The sequence below is a fragment of the Pseudomonas sp. WC2 genome, from assembly GCF_050586545.1.
In the GTDB taxonomy this organism is placed as follows: Bacteria; Pseudomonadota; Gammaproteobacteria; order Pseudomonadales; family Pseudomonadaceae; genus Aquipseudomonas.
In genome coordinates this window covers 184,304-206,952 of record NZ_JBOBDR010000011.1, presented here as the reverse complement: position 1 = coordinate 206,952, position 22,649 = coordinate 184,304, and the positions used below count along the sequence as shown (strand labels likewise).

General features: G+C 61.3%; 22 protein-coding genes. 5 read left to right on the top strand and 17 right to left on the bottom strand.

Going from position 1 to position 22,649, the window contains the following annotated elements; translation table 11 throughout:
- Positions 1-33: 33 nt before the first annotated feature.
- Positions 34-1,233 carry an MFS transporter gene (locus ACQ4OE_RS15815; protein WP_430947165.1) on the bottom strand — a complete coding sequence of 400 codons (1,200 nt, stop codon included), beginning with the start codon at positions 1,231-1,233 and terminating at the stop codon, positions 34-36.
- Positions 1,234-1,324: 91 nt separating this feature from the next.
- On the opposite strand from ACQ4OE_RS15815, the gene ACQ4OE_RS15810 reads away from it, so the two are divergent.
- Together ACQ4OE_RS15810 and ACQ4OE_RS15805 are read left to right on the top strand one after the other, a co-directional pair.
- Complete coding sequence (locus ACQ4OE_RS15810) at positions 1,325-1,867, top strand: TetR/AcrR family transcriptional regulator (RefSeq protein ID WP_430947164.1); 543 nt, start codon at positions 1,325-1,327, stop codon at positions 1,865-1,867.
- Between the two features lie 222 nt (positions 1,868-2,089).
- A complete protein-coding gene (locus ACQ4OE_RS15805) occupies positions 2,090-5,560 on the top strand; it encodes a hybrid sensor histidine kinase/response regulator (RefSeq protein ID WP_430947163.1) in 3,471 nt (1,156 codons plus the stop codon).
- Positions 5,561-5,669: 109 nt separating this feature from the next.
- On the opposite strand, the gene rmuC is transcribed toward ACQ4OE_RS15805, so the two are convergent.
- Both rmuC and ACQ4OE_RS15795 read right to left on the bottom strand, forming a co-directional pair.
- Positions 5,670-7,034, bottom strand: a complete 1,365-nt coding sequence (gene rmuC, locus ACQ4OE_RS15800) for a DNA recombination protein RmuC (protein WP_178113670.1) — start codon at positions 7,032-7,034, stop codon at positions 5,670-5,672.
- A gap of 175 nt (positions 7,035-7,209) precedes the next feature.
- Entirely contained in the window at positions 7,210-7,533 is a 324-nt protein-coding gene (locus ACQ4OE_RS15795) for a sel1 repeat family protein (protein WP_430947162.1), read from the bottom strand.
- Between the two features lie 963 nt (positions 7,534-8,496).
- Between ACQ4OE_RS15795 and ACQ4OE_RS15790 the strand changes: the two genes are divergently transcribed.
- From ACQ4OE_RS15790 to ACQ4OE_RS15780, 3 genes are all read left to right on the top strand, one after another.
- The gene (locus tag ACQ4OE_RS15790) at positions 8,497-8,721 is read left to right on the top strand and encodes a hypothetical protein (protein ID WP_003214941.1); all 225 of its coding nucleotides are present in this window, start codon (positions 8,497-8,499) and stop codon (positions 8,719-8,721) included.
- A 274-nt stretch (positions 8,722-8,995) separates the two neighbouring features.
- A complete protein-coding gene (locus ACQ4OE_RS15785) occupies positions 8,996-9,478 on the top strand; it encodes a hypothetical protein (RefSeq protein ID WP_122593553.1) in 483 nt (160 codons plus the stop codon).
- 146 nt (positions 9,479-9,624) lie between these two features.
- The gene (locus ACQ4OE_RS15780; protein WP_122593551.1) at positions 9,625-10,896 is read left to right on the top strand and encodes an outer membrane protein transport protein; all 1,272 of its coding nucleotides are present in this window, start codon (positions 9,625-9,627) and stop codon (positions 10,894-10,896) included.
- A 100-nt stretch (positions 10,897-10,996) separates the two neighbouring features.
- Here ACQ4OE_RS15780 and ACQ4OE_RS15775 read toward each other — a convergent pair whose 3' ends face one another.
- From ACQ4OE_RS15775 to cobO, 14 genes are all read right to left on the bottom strand, one after another.
- The gene (locus ACQ4OE_RS15775; protein WP_122593549.1) at positions 10,997-11,557 is read right to left on the bottom strand and encodes a glutathione peroxidase; all 561 of its coding nucleotides are present in this window, start codon (positions 11,555-11,557) and stop codon (positions 10,997-10,999) included.
- Positions 11,558-11,611: 54 nt separating this feature from the next.
- Complete coding sequence (locus tag ACQ4OE_RS15770; protein ID WP_277343514.1) at positions 11,612-11,734, bottom strand: hypothetical protein; 123 nt, start codon at positions 11,732-11,734, stop codon at positions 11,612-11,614.
- Positions 11,731-12,939, bottom strand: a complete 1,209-nt coding sequence (locus ACQ4OE_RS15765; protein ID WP_430947161.1) for an MFS transporter — start codon at positions 12,937-12,939, stop codon at positions 11,731-11,733. The genes ACQ4OE_RS15770 and ACQ4OE_RS15765 overlap by 4 nt, the downstream gene beginning before the upstream one ends.
- 53 nt (positions 12,940-12,992) lie before the next feature.
- The gene (locus tag ACQ4OE_RS15760) at positions 12,993-13,397 is read right to left on the bottom strand and encodes a MarR family transcriptional regulator (RefSeq protein ID WP_122593545.1); all 405 of its coding nucleotides are present in this window, start codon (positions 13,395-13,397) and stop codon (positions 12,993-12,995) included.
- A 176-nt stretch (positions 13,398-13,573) separates the two neighbouring features.
- Complete coding sequence (locus ACQ4OE_RS15755) at positions 13,574-14,305, bottom strand: adenosylcobinamide-GDP ribazoletransferase (RefSeq protein WP_430947160.1); 732 nt, start codon at positions 14,303-14,305, stop codon at positions 13,574-13,576.
- A gap of 1 nt (position 14,306) precedes the next feature.
- Complete coding sequence (gene cobC / locus ACQ4OE_RS15750) at positions 14,307-14,882, bottom strand: alpha-ribazole phosphatase family protein (RefSeq protein ID WP_430947159.1); 576 nt, start codon at positions 14,880-14,882, stop codon at positions 14,307-14,309.
- Positions 14,879-15,934 carry a nicotinate-nucleotide--dimethylbenzimidazole phosphoribosyltransferase gene (gene cobT, locus ACQ4OE_RS15745; RefSeq protein WP_430947158.1) on the bottom strand — a complete coding sequence of 352 codons (1,056 nt, stop codon included), beginning with the start codon at positions 15,932-15,934 and terminating at the stop codon, positions 14,879-14,881. The genes cobC and cobT overlap by 4 nt, the downstream gene beginning before the upstream one ends.
- Entirely contained in the window at positions 15,931-16,452 is a 522-nt protein-coding gene (gene cobU, locus ACQ4OE_RS15740) for a bifunctional adenosylcobinamide kinase/adenosylcobinamide-phosphate guanylyltransferase (protein ID WP_430947157.1), read from the bottom strand. Before cobU ends, cobT begins: the two co-directional genes overlap by 4 nt.
- A 149-nt stretch (positions 16,453-16,601) precedes the next feature.
- Positions 16,602-18,053, bottom strand: coding sequence for a cobyric acid synthase (locus ACQ4OE_RS15735; RefSeq protein WP_430947156.1), 1,452 nt, complete (start codon positions 18,051-18,053; stop codon positions 16,602-16,604).
- Positions 18,050-19,045 (bottom strand): threonine-phosphate decarboxylase CobD, encoded by a 996-nt coding sequence (gene cobD, locus ACQ4OE_RS15730; RefSeq protein ID WP_430947155.1) that lies wholly within the window; start codon positions 19,043-19,045, stop codon positions 18,050-18,052. Before cobD ends, ACQ4OE_RS15735 begins: the two co-directional genes overlap by 4 nt.
- A complete protein-coding gene (gene cbiB, locus ACQ4OE_RS15725) occupies positions 19,038-19,946 on the bottom strand; it encodes an adenosylcobinamide-phosphate synthase CbiB (RefSeq protein WP_430947154.1) in 909 nt (302 codons plus the stop codon). The genes cobD and cbiB overlap by 8 nt, the downstream gene beginning before the upstream one ends.
- Positions 19,943-20,593 carry a 5,6-dimethylbenzimidazole synthase gene (bluB, locus tag ACQ4OE_RS15720; protein ID WP_430947153.1) on the bottom strand — a complete coding sequence of 217 codons (651 nt, stop codon included), beginning with the start codon at positions 20,591-20,593 and terminating at the stop codon, positions 19,943-19,945. Before bluB ends, cbiB begins: the two co-directional genes overlap by 4 nt.
- Positions 20,590-21,972, bottom strand: a complete 1,383-nt coding sequence (locus ACQ4OE_RS15715) for a cobyrinate a,c-diamide synthase (protein ID WP_430947152.1) — start codon at positions 21,970-21,972, stop codon at positions 20,590-20,592. The genes bluB and ACQ4OE_RS15715 overlap by 4 nt, the downstream gene beginning before the upstream one ends.
- Positions 21,969-22,580, bottom strand: a complete 612-nt coding sequence (cobO, locus tag ACQ4OE_RS15710; RefSeq protein WP_003223053.1) for a cob(I)yrinic acid a,c-diamide adenosyltransferase — start codon at positions 22,578-22,580, stop codon at positions 21,969-21,971. Before cobO ends, ACQ4OE_RS15715 begins: the two co-directional genes overlap by 4 nt.
- Between the last annotated feature and the right edge of the window lie 69 nt (positions 22,581-22,649).

The following is a 22,649-nucleotide window of genomic DNA, read 5'->3' as shown; positions in this document are numbered from 1 at the left end:
AAGGCTGGCCAAGGCTAACTGAAACCGTCGCGATTATGGAGCGCTGCACGCCTTGGCTGCAGTCGGACGCAGGCTCAACAACAGCGCGCCCACGGCCAGCACAATCAATATTGCTCCGTAACCATCGGTGGTCGCGAGCAGTCCGTAGCTGCGAGAAAGGTGTCCGGCCAGCAACGCCGGCAAGCAGAACGCCAGATAGCTCAGCACGTAATACGCCGACATCAACCCCGCCCGCTCATGCGGCAGCGCCAGCGGCACCAGACTGCGCACGGCGCCGAGAAACCCGGAGCCGAAGCCGCATCCGGCCACCAACGTGCCAAGGAAGAACAACGACAGACTGGCGCTGTGCACCCCGAGCAGAATCAATACCAGACCCATCGGCAGCAAACTTGCACCTAACTGCAATGCGCGTTTGGCGCTGCGATTGCGCAGGGTGAAAATCATCAACGCGCCGGTCACGGTCAATGCCGCTACGGTCGCGCCACCGATCAGGTTGGAGGTCGAGCCGGTGGCGGTGCGTACCAGCGATGGCGCCAACGATGCGTAAAAGCCGCCGAGCGCCCAGGTCGCGGTGTTCAACGGCAGGACTCGCCATAACGTCGAGCGTGCTTGAATCGGCACATGCAACGTCGGTCGTAGCGAAGCCCACGCGCCGGCCTGAGGCGAGACACTTTCCGGCAGGCGCCAGACGTAAACGCCCTGTAACACAAATAATCCGAGCAACAACCAATAGGTCAATTGCAACGGCGCCGGCGCGAATTCGGCGAGCAGACCGCAGCCCATGCCACCGAGCGCCATCCCCAGCAACGGTGCAACACTGTTGATCAGCGGCCCTTGCTGGCGGTCGGCGTCGAGCAGCGTCGCACTCAACACCGCGGTGGCCATGCCGGTGGCAAAACCTTGCAGCACGCGGGCACTGATCAGCCACGTCACACTGTCGGCGTAGATGAACAGCAACATCGCCAGCGCATTGAGCAGCACGGCGGTGAAGATCACCGGTTTGCGTCCAAGGTGATCGGACAGCGAGCCCACGGTCAACAGCGCCGCCAACAGACTCAGCGCATAAACGCCGAAGATCAGGGTCAGCACCGCTGCCGAGAAGTGCAACTGATCCTGATACAGGTGATACAGCGGCGTCGGCGCCGTGGACGCGGCGAGAAAACTGAGTAAGGTGATCGCCAGAAACCACAGGCAGGACCGGTGGGAAGCGACGTTATTCAAGGGGCTGGTCATCTGCACACTCCGCAAAAGCTAATTTTTTGCTTTTGCGGAGTGTGCTACCGCCTCGCGCTTAAAGCAAATTCTTTGTGTTAAGGTCTGCCGCATGGCTATTAAAGAAGGTTTACGCCCCGGCGGTCGCAGCGCCCGGGTGCAAGAGTCGATTCATTCGGCAGTGCTGGCGCTTCTGCAGGAACAGGAGCGTTCGACCGTGACGGTGCCGCAAATCGCCGCGCGCGCCGGGGTGACGCCGTCGACGATTTATCGGCGCTGGGGCGATCTGGCGGCGCTGCTCGCCGACGTCGCCCTCGCCCGCATGCGTCCGGACAGCGAGCCGGCGCACACCGGCAGCCTGCGCAGCGATATCCGCGCGTGGGCCGAGCAGTATCTCGATGAGATGAGTTCAGAGCCCGGGCGCAACATGCTGCGTGATGTGCAGGCGAGCGCGACGCCGGGCTACTGCGTAACGATCATTGGTGCGCAGTTGCAGACGATCATCGCGCGGCATCCCGATGAGGTGGCGCCGAGTGTGGATCGGTTGATCAATCTGGTGGTGGCGCCGGTGGTGTTCCGGATCCTGTTTTCGGCGGCGGCGCTTGAGGTGGATGAGCTTCATCGTCTGATCGATATTGCGCTGCGTCAGGACTGACGCCTTCGCGAGCAGGCTCGCTCCCACAGGGGACTGCATTCCAAATATAGGCCTTCACCTGCTCGCGATGAAGCCTTAAGAGTCACCACCAAAACCACCCGGTTCTCGCCCTGCGACACCCCGCCACGCCACGACCTTGGTCGACACTGACTAACCGCCCCGCGCATGCGAGACTGTCCGCCCGGGCAGGAGTGCCGGGGAGTCTTCTGTCGGGAGTGTTGCATGTCGTTGTCCACCGGGCTGATCGCCGCCGTCGCCCTGGCCTATATGGCCATCATGTTCGCCATCGCCTTCTACGGCGACCGTCGCAGCGCGCCGTTGCCGCCGCGCATGCGTGCCTGGGTGTACAGCCTGTCGCTGGCGGTTTACTGCACCAGTTGGACATTCTTCGGCGCCGTTGGCCAAGCGGCTGAACAACTGTGGTCATTCCTGCCGATTTACCTCGGGCCGATTCTGCTGCTGGTCGGCGCGCCGTGGGTCCTGCAGAAAATGGTGATGATCAGCAAACAGGAGAACATCACCTCCATCGCCGACTTTATCGCCGCGCGCTACGGCAAATCGCAATCGCTGGCCGTGGTGGTCGCACTGATCTGCCTGGTCGGCGTCCTGCCCTACATCGCCCTGCAACTCAAAGGCATCGTCCTCGGCGTGAACCTGTTGATCGGCGCCGGCGCTGACGCCATGGGCACCCGCGCCCAGGACACCGCGTTGATCGTGTCGTTGGTGCTGGCGCTGTTCACCATTGTCTTCGGCACGCGCAACCTCGATGCCACCGAACACCACCGTGGCATGGTGCTGGCGATTGCCTTCGAATCTCTGGTCAAGCTGTTCGCCTTTCTCGCCGTCGGCGCCTTCGTCACCTATGGCCTGTATGACGGTTTCGACGACCTGTTCAATCAGGCGATGCTCGCTCCACGCCTTGAGGAATACTGGAAAGAAACCATCAATTGGCCGTCGATGGTGGTCCAGACTGGCGTGGCAATGATGGCGATCATCTGCCTGCCCCGACAGTTTCACGTGACGGTGGTGGAGAACATCGACCCGCAGGATTTGCGTCTGGCGAAGTGGGTGTTCCCGGCGTACCTGGCGTTGGCCGCGCTGTTTGTAGTCCCAATCGCTTTGGCCGGTCAGATGATGTTGCCGAGCGACGTCTTGCCTGACTCCTTCGTGATCAGCCTGCCCTTGGCTCAAGCCCATCCGGCACTGGCGCTGCTGGCGTTTATCGGCGGCGCGTCGGCGGCGACCGGCATGGTGATTGTGGCCAGCGTGGCGCTGTCGACCATGGTCTCCAACGACATGCTGTTGCCGTGGTTGCTGCGCCGCAACAACGCCGAGCGCCCGTTCGAAGTGTTCCGCCAGTGGATGCTGTCGGTGCGCCGCGTCAGCATCGTGGTGATTCTGTTGCTGGCCTATGTCGCCTATCGCTTGCTCGGCTCGACCGCAAGCCTGGCGACCATCGGCCAGATTGCCTTTGCCGCGGTGACGCAATTGGCCCCGGCGATGCTCGGCGCGCTGTACTGGAAGCAGGCCAACCGCCGCGGTGTTTTCGCCGGCCTCGCCGCCGGCACGTTCCTGTGGTTTTACACGCTGATTCTGCCGATTGCTGCGCACAGTCTCGGCTGGTCGCTGAGCAGCTTTCCGGGGTTGGCGTGGCTGCACAGCAATCCGCTGAACCTGCCGATCACCCCGCTGACCCAAGGCGTGGTGTTGTCGCTGGCCGGTAATTTCACCTTGTTCGCCTGGGTCTCGGTGCTGTCGCGCACGCGGGTCTCGGAGCACTGGCAGGCCGGGCGCTTCATCGGCCAGGAAATCAGCGCGCGACCGAGTGCGCGCTCAATGCTCGCAGTGCAGATCGACGATTTGCTGCAATTGGCGGCACGGTTTGTCGGTGAAGAACGCGCACGCCAGAGCTTCATTCGCTTCGCTTATCGCCAAGGCAAAGGCTTCAACCCGAACCAGAATGCCGACGGTGAATGGATCGCCCACACCGAGCGTTTGCTCGCCGGCGTGCTCGGCGCTTCTTCGACGCGTGCTGTAGTGAAAGCCGCCATCGAAGGTCGGGAAATGCAGTTGGAGGATGTCGTCCGAATCGCTGACGAAGCTTCGGAAGTGCTGCAGTTCAACCGCGCCCTGCTGCAGGGCGCGATCGAAAACATTACTCAAGGCATCAGCGTGGTCGACCAGTCGCTGAAGCTGGTGGCGTGGAACCGCCGCTATCTGGAGCTGTTCAACTACCCGGAAGGCTTGATCAGGCTCGGCCGGCCGATTGCCGACATCATTCGCTACAACGCCGAACGCGGTTTGTGTGGGCCCGGCGAAGCGGAAGTCCACGTCGCGCGACGTCTGCACTGGATGCGCCAGGGCCGGGCGCACACTTCGGAACGGTTGTTCCCCAACGGTCGGGTGATCGAGTTGATCGGCAACCCGATGCCGGGCGGCGGCTTCGTCATGAGCTTCACCGACATCACCGCGTTCCGCGAAGCCGAGCAGGCGCTGACCGAGGCCAACGAAGGCCTGGAGCAACGGGTCACGGAGCGCACCCAGGAACTGTCGCAACTCAACGTCGCGCTGACCGAAGCCAAAGGCAACGCCGAGTCGGCCAACCAGTCGAAAACCCGCTTCCTCGCGGCGGTCAGTCATGACTTGATGCAACCGTTGAACGCCGCGCGCCTGTTCTCCGCCGCCCTCTCCCATCAGGACGATGGCCTGAGCAGCGAAGCACAGAAACTGGTGCAGCATCTCGACAGTTCGCTGCGTTCGGCTGAGGATCTGATCAGCGATCTGCTGGACATCTCGCGTCTGGAAAACGGCAAGATCAATCCGGATCGCAAGGCGTTTGCGCTTAATGAGCTGTTCGATATTCTCGGCGCCGAATTCAAAGCGTTGGCGCAAGAGCAAGGTTTGACCTTCCGCGTGCGCGGCAGCCATCTGCGCATCGACAGCGACAGCAAATTGCTGCGACGGATTCTGCAGAATTTTCTGACCAATGCTTTCCGCTATGCCAAGGGCCCGGTGCTGTTGGGCGTACGTCGGCGCGGGCAAGAGTTGTCACTGGAAGTCTGGGATCGTGGGCCGGGAATTCCGGAAGACAAGCAGCAGGTGATTTTCGAAGAGTTCAAACGCCTCGACAGCCATCAGACCCGTGCCGAAAAAGGCTTGGGGCTGGGTTTGGCGATTGCCGATGGTTTGTGCCGCGTGCTCGGCCATACGCTGCGCGTGCGTTCGTGGCCGGGGCGCGGCAGTGTGTTCAGCGTCAGCGTGCCATTGGCCTCGACGCAAACCGTGCCCGCGAGCGCTGCGGTGGAGTTGAATGGCAAGTTGCTGGGCGGTGCGCAGGTGCTGTGCATCGACAATGAGGACAGCATTCTGATTGGCATGAACAGCCTGTTGAGCCGCTGGGGCTGTCAGGTGTGGACGGCGCGTAATCGTGAGGAATGTGCGGCGCTGCTCAGGGACGGCGTGCGCCCGCACCTGGCGCTGGTGGATTACCACCTGGATCACGGCGACACCGGCACTGAACTGATGGCCTGGTTGCGCACGACGCTGGGCGAGCCAGTGCCGGGTGTGGTGATCAGCGCGGACGGGCGCCCGGAGACGGTCGCGCAGGTGCATGCGGCGGGGCTGGATTATCTGGCCAAACCGGTGAAACCGGCGGCGTTGCGCGCATTGTTGAGTCGGTATGTGCCGTTGTAGGTGGTGACTTCACAGACGTCTTCGCGAGCAAGCTCGCTCCCACAGTTTGAAATGCATTCCAATGTGGGAGCGAGCTTGCTCGCGAAGGCGGCCCTACGAAGCTTTGGGGTTACTCGGGGAGTTCGACCAGGCCATCAACATCAGTCATCGCCCGCTCCAGCAAATCCGCCGGCAAACTCTTGCTCGCCCGCGCGCCCAGCAATTTGAGCTGTTCACTGCGACTGACCAGATTGCCGCGTCCTTCAGTCAGTTTATTGCGCGCTGAACTGTAGGCCTTGTCCAGTTGTTGCAAGCGATTGCCGACCTCGTCCAGATCCTGAATGAACAGCACGAACTTGTCGTAGAGCCACCCGGCGCGCTCGGCGATTTCCCGGGCGTTCTGGCTCTGACGCTCCTGTTTCCACAGGCTGTCGATCACGCGCAAGGTCGCCAGCAACGTGGTCGGGCTGACGATGACGATGTTGCGGTCGAACGCCTCCTGGAACAGCGACGGTTCGGCCTGCAGCGCCGCGGAAAACGCGGCTTCGATCGGCACGAACAGCAAAACGAAATCGAGGCTGTGCAGGCCTTCCAGACGTTTGTAGTCCTTGCCGGCCAGGCCTTTGACGTGATTGCGCAACGACAACACGTGCTGCTTGATCGCGATCTGCCCGAGGGTATCGTCATCAGCGGCGACGTACTGTTGATAGGCGGTGAGACTGACCTTGGAATCGACCACCACCTGCTTGTCGCCCGGCAGATAAATGATCACGTCCGGCTGGAAGCGCTCGCCATCCGGGCCTTTGAGATTGACCTGAGTCTGGTACTCGCGACCCTTTTCCAGGCCGGCGTGTTCGAGTACACGCTCAAGAATCAGCTCACCCCAGTTGCCTTGGGTTTTCTGTCCCTTGAGGGCACGGGTCAGGTTGGTCGCTTCGTCGCTCAGGCGCAGGTTGAGCGCTTGCAGGCGCTCCAGTTCCTTGGCCAGCGAGAAGCGCTCACGGGCTTCGGCCTGGTAGCTTTCTTCCACGCGTTTTTCGAAGGACTGGATGCGTTCTTTCAGCGGATCGAGCAATTGCCCGAGGCGTTGCTGACTGGTTTCGGCAAAACGCTGTTCGCGCTCATCGAAAATTTTCCCGGCCAGCTCGGCGAACTGCGCGCGCAATTCATCGCGCGAGCCTTGCAGATCGTTGAGGCGTTGTTGATGGCTGTCCTGTTGTTCGCGCAGTTCGGCATTCAGCGAGGCCGCCTGAGCATCGAGGCGGCGCAACTCTGCTTCCTTGTTGGCGCGTTCGAGGTTCCAGGCGTGGGAGGCGTCACGGGCATCGTCGCGTTCGATTTGCAGCAATTCGACTTCCCGGCGCAGCGCCGCCAGATCGGCCTGTTTCGCGGCATTGGCCTGACCGAGATCAGCGATTTCGTCGCGGCTGGCTTCCAACTGAGCGTTGAGCCCGTCCTGCGCCAGTTGCGCCATGGCCAAGCGCTCTTCGAGCAATGCCACGTCTGCCTGGGCGTTGCTCGCCCGACGTTGCAGTTGCCAGGCCAGCGCCAGCAGCGGCAACCCTGCCCCTGCGAGACCGAGCAATATGCTGGTCAAGTCCATAGCCATAGCAACTCCTGCCGATCCGATAAAGCCTGAAGATTAACCAAGGCGCCAGAGCTTGGACAGCTCAGTCTTCGATGAGACCGAGTTCCTGTTGCGCACGCCGGTCACCGGCGCGAGCCGCCGAGCGCAGCAAATCCTGGCCGATGCGACGGTCGCGGGCATTGCCGCATTCACGGCACATCAACTGCCCGAGACGGCTTTGAGCGGCCACCACGCCTTCGCGCGCCGGTTGCTTGAGCAAGCGGCCGGCCAAGTGCTTGGCATTGTGGCTGTCACTCAAGCGCGGACTGTCGAGCAGCCATTCGGCGACGCGCACGGAGAAGCGCTTGGGCGGAGTAACAGGAAGGGTTTGTGAGGTAACAGAGTCAGATACTGAGCGAAACTTCATAAAGCACTGTGGGACAGATCGGAAGGCGCGCCACTCTACTCTCTTTTTCTTACAGGTAAAGTCGAAAAACAACCCGGCACGCCCGTGCTAGAGCAAGCGCTCGGGACAATCCACAGAAGCTGTGGATAACTCAGTGGACAACCGCCCTGCAACCCTCGCAAAGCCTTGTAGAATGGGGCTCCCAGTCAAACTGACGATTTTTTCACCAACAAAAAAAACCGATGTTTTTCATTGACTTAAACTTTCGATACAGGCAGCCATCCGGGTCAGGTTTGATGTGACAGCGCCGTGACAGCCTGCGCAACTAATGTGCACAAGTACCTGTTACCCGGTTATATAGCTGCGCTTTTTCGGGTCGTTTTCAGGGTTTTCCTGGGGATAAGCCGGCCAAAGGCGCGGCTTGATGAAGAAAGCTTCACCGACCGACGGTCGAAAACCGGCTCAATTCAGTGCGGCAGTGCGCTTGGAAAACATATCTGCGCCCGGCACGCAATGTTTTTTGCAGTGGGGGTTTGCTTTGTGCATTTCGATCCGTTAGTATCCGCGGCGTTAGTACCAAGCTGAAAGTCAATTCCGGTCGAACACATCCCCACGGTCAACCTTCTTCCAAGAAGCCTTTACCGAAAAAAGCGGGAACGACCCCTCGATGGTTTCCAGGTAAATCTTGGGACGACACTGCCTTTGAATGATGCAAAGGGTGTTGCGAAGACCACTTACTCTGACCGAACCAACCTGCAAATTGATCAGGATCTTCACCCCGGGCCCAGAACCTTTGCCCTTGATGTGTTGCCTGCCCTCCTAAGTACCTACCTGCCAGCCCAAGCGCGCCCACTTATCAGCGCTTCAAACTGGCTGCTTTGTTCCAGTCGGGTTCTTCGTTCGATCAATGGTGATCGACGTTACTGGAACGTTTTAACGTTGCACGGTTCTTATCCGTGTCATTTGTAGGAACACCTAATAACTATGTCTACTCAAATCCATACTCAGGATGCCATTCGCACCCTAACCAATGCTTTTGCTCCAATGAACTGCCTGATCATGGCCGCTCGCAAAGGCTGCTTCAGCTTCACACTGGTCAACGAACACGGTATCGCCCGCCACAGCGAGCGTTTGTACCCCGATCAATACTCCAGCGCTGAACCGCTGCAGGCTGTGATCGATCGTACCCGTCAGGCACTGGTTGCCTGAAAGCCGAAAAGGCTGCAAGAGCAAAAGCCCCGCACAAAAATGCGGGGCTTTTTATTGCCCGATGTTTCACTTTTAAACATTGGCGCCTAAGCACCTTCGGATATAACGGTTATAACTCGCAGGCGGAAATATTTTAAAAACAGGCCTTTACGTGGTGAATATGACACTACACTTCAACTCAAGCGGCGTGATCCGCTTGTGGCGAGCCTGAACCGATCCACCGCTGCCAAGGCCCCTTCAGGACTCGCCCCCCATTACAAGAATCGAGGGCTTTATGGGTATCGCTGCCAGCGAACTGTGCCGCTACGTGATCCGTCCCACATTGATCTATCTGGGACGCCACTGCGCAACCGCCGAATCCCTGCTGTTGGGCATCGCCGCCAGCCAGTCCGCCCTCGGGTCCGCTCTGCATGACCGCCGTGGCCACGGGCTCTACCGCATTGCCGAGCATCGTCACCAGGCATTGTGGGATGACTATCTGGCGCTCGATCCGGACCGCGCCAGCCTGGTTCGCGGCCTCGCCAGCCAGCATGCATTTCTCAGTGGTCCGCACCTCGAACTGACTGTCAATCTGCGTTACGCCACGGCCATCGCCTGGCTGCTGGTCGAAGAACAAAACCCCACCCTCCCCGACCCGACCGACCTGCTCGGTATGGCGCGCATCTGGCGCCAGACTTTCCAGCCCCAAGGTCGTCTGCGTGATTTCACTTACGCCTGGCAAACCTGTGTTTCACCGTTGAATCAGGTCGCCTGCTGACTGGCCAGTTTCAGAAGATCTTCCAATAGGTCGCGAATCTGGTCGGATTGTCCTACAAAACCGCTCTAAATCAAGCCATACGGACTATAGCGCTGGGACGAAAATGTTGGTAATTTTCGCCCCGGTGATCACCAGGAGTTCTAATAATGAAAAAAGTCATGCTCAAAACCACCCTTAGCCTCGCCGTTACCATGGCATCCACCCAGATCTTCGCAGCTGGCTTTGCCATCAACGAACACAGCATCAGCGGTATGGGTACTGGTTACGCAGGGCGATCTTCTTCTGCCGATGATGCAAGCACTGTTTATGGCAACCCTGCCGGCATGTCGCGCCTAAAGCGCGAACAAGTCACCGGCGGTGTTGCATTCCTTGATGCAAAAACCGATATCAGCGACGCCAGCTCCAGCCCTAACGGCGGCAGCAACAAAGGCGACATGGTGCCCTTCACCTCCGTACCTATGGGCTTCTACGTCAAACCGATCGACGATCACTGGGCATTCGGTCTCGGTGTTTATGTGCCGTTCGGCCTGATCACTGATTACGAAAACGGCTTTGCCGGCCGTTACTTCGGCAGCAAGTCCGAAGTACAAGTCATCACCTTCCAGCCGACCATCAGCTACGCCTTCAACGACAAGGTGTCGATCGGTTTCGGTCCGACCATCAACCGTATTGACGGTACGCTGGAATCGAACCTGTCGATCACTCAGGCCCTGCCGGACGGCAAGGTCAAGATCAAGGGTGACGACACCGCACTGGGCTACAACGTCGGCCTGTTGGTACAAGCCACCGACAGCACGCGCGTCGGTCTGACTTACCACTCGAAAGTCGACTACAAGCTGGAAGGCGACACCAAGGTCAACTACGGCGCACTGGCCGCAGTCGGTCTGGGCGCCAGCCAGAAGTACGATGCTTCGTTGAAGATCACCACGCCTGAATCGGTCGACCTCTCGGTTACCCAGGCGATCAACGATCAGTGGAACGTCTACGCCGGTACGACCTTTACCCGCTGGAGCCAGCTGGAAAAGATCACCGTCAAGAACTCCGGTGTACAGCCGCTGCTGGCCGGTCAGTTCGGCGAGATCACCGAAGACCAGAACTGGCACGACTCCTGGGCTTACGCCGTGGGTACTTCGTACCAGTTGAACAAGGAATGGGTACTGCGCACCGGTCTGACCTTCGACCAGTCGCCGACCAACAACGTCGACCGTTCGCCGCGCATTCCGACTGGCGACCGTACGATTTTCAGCATCGGTGCCGGCTGGAGCCCGACCGACGACCTGACCATCGACGTTGCTTACTCGTACCTGAAGGAAGAGTCGGTCAACATCCGCAATCAGAACGATCGCGGCCAGACCTACAACTCCAAGTATGAAAACTCGGCAAACGGTTTCGGTGTCGGCGCGACCTACCGCTTCTGATGCTGAACGGCGAGGCTAAACCCTCGCCCATTAAAAAGCCCCGCTCTCTTTGCAGAGGCGGGGCTTTTTAATGCCTGTTCAAACCACAAAAAAAGCAGCGCTAAGGCTTTAAAGGTTTCGAGGCAATCGCCTTTTCGATCGCAGCGATGAATTCCGGATCATCCGGTTTGGTCAGGCTGGAGAAATTGGCAATGACCTTGCCCTGCCGATCAATCACATATTTGTAGAAATTCCACTTCGGTGCACTGCTCTGCGCCGCCAGCACCTGGAACATATGGGTGGCGTCATCGCCACGGACTTTCTGCGGCTCGGTCATGGCGAACGTCACGCCATAGTTGGCGTAACAGACCTTGGCGGTCTCGGCGCTGTCCTTGGATTCCTGCTTGAAGTCATTGGAAGGCACGCCAAGCATTTCAAGCCCTTGCCCTTCATAGCGCTTATGCAGCGCCTCGAGGCCTTCGAACTGCGGGGCGAACCCGCAGAAGCTGGCCGTGTTGACCACCACCAAAGGCTTGTCGGCGTATTGCTGGCACAGATCGATGGAATCCTTGGCCCGCAATTTCGGCAGCGAGCCTTGCAGCAATTCTGGACAGTCAGCGGCCTGGGCCAGGCCAGTCAACGCCATCAGCAACGCGGGAACAGCACACCAGCGCATCAGCATGTCGAGCATCCTTGAGCAGTCGTCAGACTTCGACGTTACTCGCCACGCCCGCTTCTAGCAAATGCTCATGCCCAATTGCATCAAGGCCAGGCCGCCCCGATGCCAGCCCCACCATACCAGCGCCAACAATGCGGCGCCGAGTGCGCTGATGACGAGGCGCGGCCAGAGTCGAGTCATACCGCGCTCGCAGCGGCTTGCAGACGCGCGACCGGACGCTCGCGCACCGGCCAGTTCAACGCGGCCGCCAACAGGCTCAACAGAATCGCCACTTGCCAGATCAAGTCATAACTCCCGGTACGGTCATACACCACCCCGCCCAGCCAGCCACCGAGGAACGAACCGAGCTGATGGAACAGGAACACTATCCCGCCGAGCATGGACAAATTGCGCACGCCGAACAAGGTCGCCACCGTACCGTTGGTCAACGGCACCGTCGACAGCCACAGGAAGCCCATGGCCATGCCGAACAGGTACGCCGACGTGGTCGTCACCGGCAGCCACAGGAACAGCCCGATCACCACCGCGCGCAGCAGGTACAAGCCGGTCAGCAGACGCGGTTTCGACATGCGCCCGCCGAGCCAACCGGCGGTGTAGGTGCCGAAAATATTGAACAGCCCGATCAACGCCAACACCGTGGTGCCAACGCTGGCCGGCAAGTGCTGATCGACCAGATACGCCGGCAGATGCACGCCGATGAACACCACTTGAAAACCGCAGACGAAGAAGCCGAACGCCAGCAGCCAGAACCCGGAGTGCGAGCAGGCTTCGCGCAGAGCTTCGGACAGCGTTTGTTCATGGCCGAGCACCGGCAGTGGTTTGTCCTTGAGCATGCTTACCAGCGGCACGATCAGCGCCACCAGCATGCCCAACACCAACAATGCCGCCGACCAGCCGAGCCAGCCGATCAACCCAAGCGTGCCCGGCAACATGGCGAACTGGCCAAACGAACCAGCGGCGCTGGCAATGCCCATGCCCATGCTGCGTTTCTCTGGCGGTACCGCGCGGCCGACGACGCCGAGGATCACCGAGAACGACGTGCCGGACAGGCCGATGCCGATCAGCAAACCGGCGCTCAGCGACAGTGTTACCGCAGAATCCGACATCCCCATGCATATCAGACCCACGGCGTAGAGCACGCCGCCGATCAGCACTACTTTCGCCGCGCCAAAGCGGTCAGCCAACGCACCGGTGAACGGCTGCGCCAGGCCCCAGATCAGATTCTGCAAGGCGATGGCGAACGCGAACACCTCGCGGCCCCAGCCGAACTGCGCGCTCATCGGCGACAGAAACAGGCCGAAGCCATGCCGCACACCCAATGACAACGCGAGAATCAGCGCACTGCCAACCAACACCCAACCGCACGTACGCCACATCGATGTCATTATTATTCTCCAGTCGCGGGTATATACCCGCTTGAGCTCGGAAAAACCGGCCGTCAGGCCAGTTCATCCAGCAATTTGAGCAAGGTCTCACGCTTCTCGGCGCCCAGTCGATCAATCAACCGTTGCTGCGCCGCTTCCCACGCCGGCAGCGCATCCGCCAGGCGTTGCGCACCGGTTTCGGTGAGGCGCACGATGCGGTTGCGCATGTCTTCGCCCTCGGCCAGCGCCACCAGCCCTTCGCCTTCGAGCACGCGCAGATTGCGTCCGAGGGTGCTGCGGTCCAGGCCCATGGCTTCGGCGAGTTCCGAGATGCTCGGTTGATCCAGACGCTGCAGATTGCACAGCAAAGAATACTGGGCAACGTTGATCCCGAAGCCGTCGAGAGCGCCGTCGTAATGCCTGCTGACGCCACGAGCGGCGCGACGCAGGTTGGTGCACAAACACTGAGAGGTAAGCATGATGCGTGTATATACCCGCGACTGTGTTAAATCAAGTTACAGATGAGTTTACCCTGAACATCGGGGGCGCCTGATACACCGCTTTCGCGAGCAGGCCAGCTCCCACAGGCGATCGCATTTCAAAATGTGGGAGCGAGCCTGCTCGCGAAGAGGCCAGCCGAGATAATTCAACACTCTCAGAACAACGCCAACCCCACCAACACCCCCATCTCCAGCAATTCCAGCAACGCCCCCGCCGTATCACCGGTCGTCCCGCCCAAGCGCCGCATCATCACCCGCCGCAGCCAGACAAACACGGCGAGCGAAATTACCAACGCGATAACAGCCTGAAACCCGGCAACCAACACACAAACCAGCGCACTCGCCCCAAGCACCTGCCAGCCCTGTTTACGCGGCAAATGATCGGCCAACGCCTGCCCCAAACCGCCCGCACGCACGTATGGCGTGGTCAAAAACAACCCCAACAACGCCGCCCGCCCCAGCACCGGCACAATCATCAGCGCCAACCCATGCCCCTGCTCAATCACCGCCAGCAGCGCCGCAAACTTGAGCAGCAACACCAGCACCAGCGTCACCACCGCAATCGGCCCACTCCGCGGATCTTTCATGATCGTCAGCGTGCGCTCACGATCACCAAAGCCGCCGAGCCAGGCGTCGGCGCTGTCGGCCAGGCCATCGAGGTGCAACGCGCCGCTGAGCAACACCCACACCGTCAACAGCAACGCCGCATGCAGCAGCAACGGCGCGCCCGCCAACGTCAGATTCAACGCCCAAAGGATCACGCCGAACAGCAGTCCTACCAGCGGATAGAACAGCAGCGATCGGCCAAGCTCTTGCGGCTCGGGCATCCCGGGCAGACGAATCGGCAAACTGCTGAGAAATTGCAGAGCGATCCAGAGCGGCAGCATGTCAGTGACCTTCCTTGAGTGAGCCGTCGGCCTCGACTGTCAGCGTAAACATCGCGCCGTGAGCGACTTCAACATTGAGCAGTTGTTCGCGCGGCAAGCCTCGCGCCTGCGCCAGCAATAAACGCATCACACCACCGTGACTGATCAGCAAAATCCGCTCGCCAGCGTAGGCATTGTGCAGCCGCGCAACGGCGGCGAGGACACGGGCGGAAAAATCACTGACCGGCTCACCCTGCGGCGGTGTAAAGCCGTAAGGATCAGCCCAAAACAGTCCCAACGCCTCAGCGTCAGTCTCCATCAACGCCGCCGCGCTCTGCCCTTCCCACGCACCGAAATGCAGCTCTTGCAGATCCTTGTCCAGTTGCACTGGCAGATTCAGTTGTTCACCGAGTTCAGCCGCAAACCGCGCGCAACGCTGCAACGGCGAACTGACCAGTCGATCCCACGGCCCGCCCTCGACGACTGCCGCACGCATCTGCGCCCAGCCGTTTTCAGTCAGCGCATCGTCGAGGCTGCCGCGCAGGCCGCCGCCGAGTTCAGTCTCACCGTGACGCAGCAGATCCAAGCGCAAGGTCATGCCGGGCGATCCGCCACAGCGGCTTCGGCGAACGTCGCCATCTGCCCGTGCAGGTCGCAGGCCAGACGCAACAGCGGCACCGCCAGCGCCGCGCCACTGCCCTCGCCCAAGCGCAGACCCAGCTCCAGCAAGGGTTCGGCGTGCAGGGTTTCCAGCACATGACGGTGGCCCGGCTCGGCGCCACGATGGCCGAACAACAGCCACTCACGGCTCGCTGGATTCAAGCGCACAGCGACCAGCGCCGCGACCGTGCAGATGAAGCCGTCAACCAGCACCGCAACGCCTTCTTGCGCGCACGCCAGATACGCGCCGACCAGCGCCGCGATTTCGAAACCACCGAGATTGAACAGCGTCTGCAACGCATCGCCACGTTGTGCCGCGTGCAATGCCAGTGCGCGCTCGATGACCAGCGCCTTGTGACTGACGCCTTCGGCGTTCAAACCGGTGCCGGGGCCGGTCAGATGCGTCACCGGGCAATCGAGCAAGGCGCAGGCCAGTGCACTGGCGGCCGTGGTGTTGCCGATGCCCATTTCTCCACCGATGAACAACTGCGCGCCCGCCGCTTTCGCGCGCAGCACGCTGTCCCGACCGGCCTGTAATGCCAGCTCGCCCTGGGCCTGAGTCATCGCCGAGCCCTGCACGAAATTCGCCGTGCCCGCGCCGATGTTCAAGTGACGCACGCCCGCCAGGTTCAGCGCGGGATTAACGGTGCCCAGATCGACCACTTCCAGTTGCGCGCCGAGCTGCCGCGCCAGCACGCTGATCGCCGCTCCGCCGCTGACGAAGTTGAGCAGCATCTGCCCAGTGACTTCCTGCGGGAATGCCGAAACACCTTCCGCGACTACGCCGTGATCACCGGCAAAAATCGCGATCCAGATCTGCTCCAGCGTCGGTTTGACCTGGCCCTGCAGGCCGGCCAGTTGCACCGCCACCGACTCCAGTTGCCCCAGCGAACCCGCCGGCTTGGTCAGTTGCTGCTGCCGCGCGGCGGCTTGCTCGACGATATCGGCATGCACCGGTTTGCACGGGGTCAGCCACCAGGTTTGAGTCATAACGCAGGTCCTTTCAAAGTCAGGGGCAGGCCGGCGACAGTCAGGACAACACGCTGACAGCGCTCAGCCAAAGCTTGATGCAGCCAACCGGCTTCATCAACGTAGCGGCGAGTCAATTCGCCCAGCGGCACGACACCCATTCCGGTCTCGTTGCTGACAAAAATGACTTCACCCGGCAGCGACGCCAGGCATTCGAGCAGGGCTTCGCGCTCGGCGGCAAGGCGCTCGGCATCGTCGAGCATCAGCAGATTGGTCAGCCACAGGGTCAGGCAATCGACCAGCAGGCAATGCTCGGCGCTGGCGGATTCGCGCAGGACGCGGGCGAGTTCGAGGGGTTCTTCGATGAGCGCCCATTCGACGGGGCGACGCGCGCGGTGATGGGCGACGCGGTCGTTCATCTCGCCATCCAGCGGTTGGCTGGTGGCGATGTAGGTGACCGCGAGATTACTTTCGCTGGCGAGTTTTTCTGCCAGGCGACTTTTGCCGGAGCGGGCGCCGCCGAGGATCAGTTGGAGCATGGGTTTATCCAGGAAAATAGGTAGTGAAGCAACCGCCGCCTTCGCGAGCAGGCTCGCTCCCACAAGGTGACGAGTTGTACTCAAAATATACGGCTAACCGCATTAACTGTGGGAGCGAGCCTGCTCGCGAAGAGGTCCGGACAGACGAATCAAATCCCGCAGAGCTGACGCAACAGATCAGTATCCAGATACTTCTCCACCAAATCCGCCAACCGCTCGATATCGCGTTCGCGCAAGCCGTGGTAATCGACTTCCTGCACATCGCTCAACCCGGCCCAGCGCAGCAACGCCGCACTCGCCGCCGGCGCTTCGAACAAGCCATGCAGATAGGTGCCAAACACCTGCCCATCAACGCTCTGCGCACCGTCGCAACGACCATCATCCAGATGCACCGCCGCGTTCTCCAGCGCCGGCCCGGACGTCACGCCGGCATGGATTTCATAACCACTGACCTCGGCATCTTCCAGCGCCAGCCGTCCGCGCACATTGCGCAACTGCTTCTCGGCTTCAAGCGTGGTTTCGAACGCCAGCAAGCCGAGACCTGCGCTGGAACCCGGCGCGCCTTCGAGGCCGAGGGGATCGTGTACCTGCTCGCCAAGCATTTGCAGGCCACCGCAAATCCCCAGCACTTTGCCGCCATAACGCAAATGCCGACTGATCGCCGCGTCCCAGCCATTGGCACGCAGATAGGCCAGATCGCTGCGCACGCTTTTCGAACCGGGCAGGATGATCAGATCGGCGGGAGGAATCGCCTGCCCCGGGCCGACAAATTGAAGATCGACCTGCGAATGCAAACGCAGCGGATCGAAATCGGTGTGGTTGCTGATGCGCGGCAGTACTGGCACCACCACTTTCAGCACTTGCTCGGCCTTGTCGGTCTGGCGCTGATCGATGCCGTCCTCGGCTTCCAGGTGCAGGTCCATCACGTACGGCAGCACGCCCACTACAGGTTTGCCGGTGCGCTGTTCCAGCCAATCGAGGCCCGGTTGCAGCAAGGCGATGTCGCCACGAAAACGATTGATAATGAAACCTTTGACCCGCGCCTGTTCGCTCGGCGAGAGCAGTTCCAGCGTGCCGACCAAGTGGGCGAAAACGCCACCGCGATTGATGTCGGCAATCAACAACACCGGGCAATCCACCGCTTCGGCGAAGCCCATGTTGGCAATATCGCCGGCGCGCAGATTGATCTCGGCCGGCGAGCCTGCACCTTCAACCATGACCAGCGGGTAGGCGGCGCTCAGTCGTTGGTGAGACGCCAGAACCGCTTGCATCGCGATGGCTTTGTAGTCGTGATAGGCCACCGCATTCATCGACGTCACCGCGCGACCATGGATGATCACTTGGGCGCCGGTGTCGCTGTTCGGTTTCAGTAGAACAGGGTTCATGTCGGTGTGCGGCTGAAGAAACGCCGCTTGCGCCTGCACCGCTTGCGCGCGGCCGATCTCGCCACCGTCCGCCGTCACCGCGCTGTTGAGCGCCATGTTCTGCGGCTTGAACGGCACGACCGCGATGCCCTGACGGGTCGCCCAGCGACACAGCGCGGTGACCAGTGTGCTTTTGCCGGCATCGGAAGTGGTGCCCTGCACCATCAGGGTGGTCATGGGTTGTCGTCCTTGGTGAAAGCGATTAACGCCTGTTCGAGACGCGCCTCTTCAACCGCATCAGCCGGCAGACCGAAACGCAGGCTGCTGTTGTGGGTGAAGATGCGCAGAAGAATGCCGCGTCGGGCCATGAACTCGTGCAGCGCTTGCGCTTGATCAGTGATCAGCCACTGAAACAACGCGCATCCGCCCTGGGGTTTGAAGCCGTAGCGTTCGAGCAACGATGCCAGCCGTTCGCTCGCTTCTTCGCTACGAATACGCTGGCGTGTGTGGTTTTCCGTGTCTTGCAGGCACGCTTGGCCGAGCACCCGCGTCGGCCCGCTCACCACCCACGGCCCGACCTGCTCGGCGAGCAACCGGAGCAACTTGCGCTCGGCCAGGACAAAACCCAGACGCACGCCGGCGAGACCAAAAAACTTGCCGAAGGAGCGCAACACGATCAAACCGACCTGATGCGCATGCGGTGCCAGGCTCAGTTGCGGTGTGTTATCCATGAACGCTTCGTCGACCACCAGCCAACCGCCGCGCTGGGCCAGTCGTGCGTGCCAGTCGAGCAGTCGCGCGGGGGTCAGGCTCAGGCCGGTCGGATTGTTCGGGTTGACCACCACCAGCACGTCGAGGTTGTCGAGAAAGAATTCGACCTCCTGCTCCTGCACTTCGCGCACGATGTAGCCACTGCGGCGCCAGGCCTCGGCGTGTTCGGCGTAGCACGGCGACAACACGCCGACCTTGCCGGCGCGACGCAAACGCGGCAGCAACTGGATAGCCATCTGCGAACCGGCGACCGGCAGCACCTGCCCCGCGCCGTAGTAATCGCACGCGGCTTGCTCGAGACCGTCATCGGTCTCTGGCAAACGTGCCCAGGCGCGCAGCGGGATTTCAGGGATCGGAAATGGCCACGGCGCCAGACCGCTGGACAGGTCGAGCCAGTCGGCCTCGGCGATGCCGTAATCGTGTGCAGCCTTGCGCAGCCGGCCACCGTGCTCAAGCATAGAATTCAGCCCCCACGCAGAGAATCAGCAGCCATAACCATACCCCGCGCTGGACCAATTGCCAGCCACGGTCGATGGAATCGGCATCGGCCGGAGCGCCCTCGCCCAGTTGCGGACGCTCATGCAGTTCGCCGTGGTAGATCGCCGGGCCACCCAATTCCACACCCAGTGCGCCAGCGCCTGCGGCCATCACCGGGCCGGCGTTGGGGCTGTCCCATTGCGGCGCTTGTGTACGCCAGCACTTCAACGCAAGTCGGGTTTTGCCGAGTAGCGCGTAGGTCAACGCCACCAGACGTGCAGGAATGTAGTTCAACACGTCGTCGATTTTCGCCGCCGCCCAACCGAAACGTTCGAAGCGTTCATTGCGATAACCCCACATCGCGTCGAGGGTATTGCTCAGGCGGTAGAGCACCACGCCCGGCGCGCCGGCGACGACAAACCAGAACAGTGCGGCGAATACCGCATCGCTGCCATTCTCCAGCACCGATTCGGTGGCGGCGCGGGCGACGGCGGTGCTGTCGAGGTCATCAGTCTGACGGCTGACCAGATAGCCGACGCGCTTGCGTGCCTCGTCCAGATCATCCGCGCGCAATGCAGCGGCCACCGGCGCGACATGCTCACCGAGGCTGCGCATGCCGAGCGCGCAATACAGCGCGAGAATTTCGACCACCCAACCCACGTACGGCGCCCAGGAAAACGCCGTGGCGAGCAAGGTCAGCGGCAGCACCGCGATCACCCACGCGGTGACGCCATGGCTGCGCCAGCCACGCCCACCGGCGTTGAAACGTTGCTCGATGCGCCCGGCAAAATTGCCGAACGCCACCAGCGGATGCCAGCGTTTCGGTTCACCGAGCAGCGCATCCAGCGCAACCGCAGCGACACTCAACAACGCCACACTCATTGACTCACTCCCCAATAATTTTCGTACAGCAACTCATTGAGCGGACGCGCCCGCGCCCACCCTTCGAGTACCAGCATCGGCGCCGGATAGAATTCCTTGACCGGGCCCAGGCACAAAACGGCCAGAGGTTTAGCGCCTTGCGGCAATTTCAGCAGATCGGCCAACGCTTGTGGCTCGAACAGCGAAACCCAGCCCATGCCCAAGCCTTCGGCACGGGACGCCAGCCACAGATTTTGAATCGCGCAAGACAACGAGGCCATGTCCATTTCCGGCAGTGTGCGACGGCCAAAAATGTGTTTGTCGCGATCATCCATCAGCGCCGCGACCAGCACTTCAGCGCAGTCGTGGATGCCTTCGACCTTGAGTTTCATGAACTCATCACTGCGCTCGCCGAGGGCTTCGGCGGTGCGGATGCGCTCATCTTCGACGAGGTTCTGGATTTGGCTGCGCAGGGTGCGGTCGCTGATGCGGATGAAGCGCCAGGGCTGCATCAGGCCGACGCTTGGGGCCTGGTGAGCGGCTTCCAAGAGTCGGCGCAGCAGATCCGGCTCGACCGTGCCACCGGTGAAGTGGCGCATGTCGCGGCGTTCGGCGATGGCCCGATACACCGCTTCGCGTTCGGCCTCGGAGAATGCGTTGTCGGTCATGGCCCTTTCGCGAGCAGGCTCGCTCCCACAGGGGTTAGGTGATCCAATGTGGGAGCGAGCCTGCTCGCGAAGGCGCCCTCAGGATCAGGCAGAAACAGTGCAGCGACAGCCACAGGATTCGACGGAAAATAAAAGTGCACGTAAGAAGCCGTCATCCGCCCCTCACGATAAACCGCCTCGGCCCCGCGCCCGCCATTCGGGCTCAAACCCCGCGCAATCGGCGCCAGTTCGGTAGTCGTCAGCGAATGATGATACGTGTGCCCACGCAACGATCCTTCCGGCAGATCCACCGCTTGCAACGCCAACGCCGCCAGACGCTTTTGCATCACCGCGTCGCCCTTGAGCAACCCGACCAACTCGGCGCGAGTGCCTTCAACATCCGTCAACGAACCGAGCAGATACAGCATCCCGCCACACTCAGCGAGCAACGGTTTGCCCGCTGCATGATGCGCTCGGATCGCCGCAACCATCGACGTGTTCTGTGACAACGCCACGTGATGCAATTCCGGATACCCGCCGGGCAAATACAGACTGTCCGCCTCCGGCAATTGCGTGTCGCGGATTGGCGAGAAGAAGCTCAACTCGGCACCCATCGCGCGCAACAGATCGAGGCTCGCGCCGTAGGTGAAGGCAAACGCCTCATCCCGGGCGACGGCGATTCGCACATTCTTCAACAGCGGCTCGACGGCGATGACGTCAGGCGCGGCGAATTCCACGGCCGGTGGCAGCGCTACCTCGCAACTGCTGGCGAGGGCATCGGCGGCAGCGTCGAGACGCACATCGAGATCATTCAATTCGCTGGCCTGGACCAGGCCGAGATGGCGACTCGGCAGTTCGATGCCGGTCTCGCGAGACAACGCGCCGTACCAGCGCAGACCTTCGGTGAGACTGCCTTCGAGCAGTTGCGCATGGCGCAGAGTGCCAACGCGGTTGGCCAACACACCGGCAAACGGCAGATCCGGCTGATACTTCGCCAAACCCAACGCCAACGCCCCAAAGGTCTGCGCCATGGCAGTGCCGTCGATCACACCGAGCACCGGCACACCGAAGTGCCGAGCCAGATCGGCGCTGGACGGCGTACCGTCGAACAGACCCATCACGCCTTCGATCAGAATCAGATCCGCCTCGGCGGCGGCTTCCCACAACAGCCGACGACTTTCCTGCTCGCCGACCATCCACATATCCAGTTGATACACCGGCGCACCGCTGGCGCGCTCGAGGATCATCGGGTCGAGAAAATCCGGGCCGCATTTGAACACGCGCACCTTGCGCCCCTGATTGCGATGCAAACGAGCGAGTGCGGCGGTGACGGTGGTCTTGCCCTGACCGGAAGCCGGCGCGGCAATGAGTACCGCCGGGCAGTGACGTGGTTGATTCAAAGTTCGACGCCTTTCTGCGCTTTGATGCCTGCCTGGAAGGCGTGTTTGAGCATGCCCATTTCGGTGACCGTGTCGCCCATTTCGATCATTTCCGGCTTCGCCGCGCGACCGGTGACGATCACGTGCTGCATCGGCGGACGGGCCTGCAGATCGCTGAGCACCTGATCGAGATCGAGGTAGCCGTGCTTGAGGGCGATGTTCAACTCATCGAGCACCACCAGACCGATCGACGGATCACGCAGCAACTCACGGGACACGGCCCACGCGGCTTCGGCGGCGGCGATGTCGCGCTGACGGTCCTGGGTTTCCCAGGTGAAGCCCTCGCCCATCACGTGGAAGCGCACTTGCTCGGGGAAGCGGCGGAAGAACAACTCTTCGCCGGTGCTGTTGCGGCCCTTGATGAACTGCACCACGCCGCACTGCATGCCATGGCCCATGGCGCGGGCGAGCATACCGAACGCCGAGCTGCTTTTGCCTTTGCCGTTACCGGTCAGCACCAGCACCAGGCCGCACTCGTCAGGCGAGTTGGCGATGCGTTCGTCGATCACGGCTTTTTTGCGCTGCATACGCGCCAGGTGGCGTTCGTCGCGCTCGGGGGAATCAGTCATGGGGGAGCTCTCCGTTGGGGCTGGATAACGGCGGGCAGGCAAAAGAATAGACGGCAAAAAGCCTGGCAT